The following is a 1703-nucleotide window of genomic DNA, read 5'->3' as shown; positions in this document are numbered from 1 at the left end:
GGGGGAATGGGTTGGGCCTGAGAGGCGCCGGCCTTGGCGGATCAAATCCACCACACAGGCATCGTACCACTACCCGCCGTGCCGATAATTCCGTGATCGCGCCAGTATCATCAAGCCGCCCCGTCTGTTTGCACGTTCGGCGAACGCTCAACAACACGACTTGACGGCCTGTGTCAGGCGTCTGAAAAGGGCTGGCCTGCGGACGTGGCGGAATTGGTAGACGCAAGGGACTTAAAATCCCTCGATCTCTGATCGTACGGGTTCGATTCCCGTCGTCCGCACCACCTTTCTCTCTTCGAGCTTCGGGTGGCGGGCCACCTGAAGCTCGTTAGTGCATGTCGCCAAAAGTGACCTCGGTTTTGGGAGAACGACATGCACAAAAAAAGACCTGAAGCGGGTCGCCGGAATCCCTTCAGGCACGACACCGCTTTAGACGAAGGAGCGTCCTCCGAAGCCTTGGCGAAGGGGACCAGCGCAGGTTCAAACGCAGGTTCAAATTTCATCCGTTCAGGCGCACCAATTTCACCAGCCACGGCTTGTTGGCATCTCTACGCCTCGAACACTTTCTGTGTGAACCATTCCGCCAGCCTGGCAAGCTCAGGCCCCAGCACACGATCGGCGCCGACAGGCGGCACGATAGCTCTGATTTGATCGACGAAGGAGCGCAGCGCCGGCGGCGGCGTCCGTTCGGTGACGTGCAGCGCCTGCGAGGCGATCATCGCCAGCATCGCCATGGCGGCATCGACGCAGCGGCCGGCGGTTGCCTCCTTGGTCCATGCGAAGAATGCCGTCGTGGCGACGTCGTCCTGCCCCGCGCCAGCCGATTCCGTGCCCGGAATGAAGGTGCGCTGTGCGGCCAGCTTGGCCTGCTCGAGATAGCCGGTGATCGCCATCGGCACGTAGCCGACATTGCCATGGCCATCGCTGTCGGCTGAGTGACGTCCGGTCATTAGCAGATCCGGCAGCAGCGACACCTTGCCGTTGAGAAGCTTCGAGGCGTGGCGGTCGCAGAGCAGGCAGATGTCGGCCCATATCGCCGCCAGATCGTCCAGCGCCGGCGTCGCCATGGCGTTGTGATAGCCGCCGGTCGAGATGCAGCGGCCGAGCGGATGTGCATCGTCGGGCGGGATGTAGACCGGATTGTCCGATATAGAGGCCAGCGACACATTGGCCGCCCGCTCGGCCGACGACAGCGCACGATGCGCCTGGCCGAGGACGCGCGGCACGATGCGGTAGCTGACCGGCGCCTGATAATTGCGTCGCCCATCGCCGGCGCCAACCAGAAATTCCCGCAAACCATGCAGGGCCGCGGCCTCATGCTCATCGCCCCAGAGCGTGTCGAGCGCGGCGTCATAATGTTCGAGCGGGGCACGAAACGCCTCGATCGACAGCGCGAACACCTGGTGCGCCATGCGGATCCGGCGGCGTGCCGCGAGCGCTGCGTCTGCCACCAGAGCAGCAGCGCAAGGCGAGCCGTTGATGAGCGAGCCGCGTTCCTTGACCTCGAGGTCGAAGCGCGTCGAAAGTTCTGCAAACAAGGGGTAGAGCGCCAGGATCTCACCGGCGCCGCCCTGGCCGGAGGCCGGCACCGCCGGCATCGGCTCCCCGTCGAGCATTGCGGCCACGGCAAGCGCGATGCGCGGCGTGGTGGCGGCGTTGCCCTCGATGAAATTCGTCAGACGGGCAAGCACGATCGCCCTGAC

Annotated in this window: 1 protein-coding gene and 1 tRNA gene; one reads left to right on the top strand and one right to left on the bottom strand. The window is 64.1% G+C overall.

Translation table 11 applies throughout. The annotated features are described in order from the left end of the window. Positions 1-198 precede the first annotated feature (198 nt). A tRNA-Leu gene (locus tag EOD15_RS33860) sits at positions 199-284 on the top strand. A gap of 264 nt (positions 285-548) precedes the next feature. Here EOD15_RS33860 and EOD15_RS33855 read toward each other — a convergent pair. Beyond that, a partial coding sequence (locus EOD15_RS33855) for an aromatic amino acid lyase (protein ID WP_127409275.1) occupies positions 549-1703 on the bottom strand: 1155 nt, incomplete at its 5' end.

This window comes from Mesorhizobium sp. M7A.T.Ca.US.000.02.2.1 (assembly GCF_003996995.1).
Lineage (GTDB): Bacteria > Pseudomonadota > Alphaproteobacteria > Rhizobiales > Rhizobiaceae > Mesorhizobium.
The sequence above is the reverse complement of the archived record's forward strand: the minus strand, read 5'-3'. Positions and strand labels throughout refer to the sequence as shown.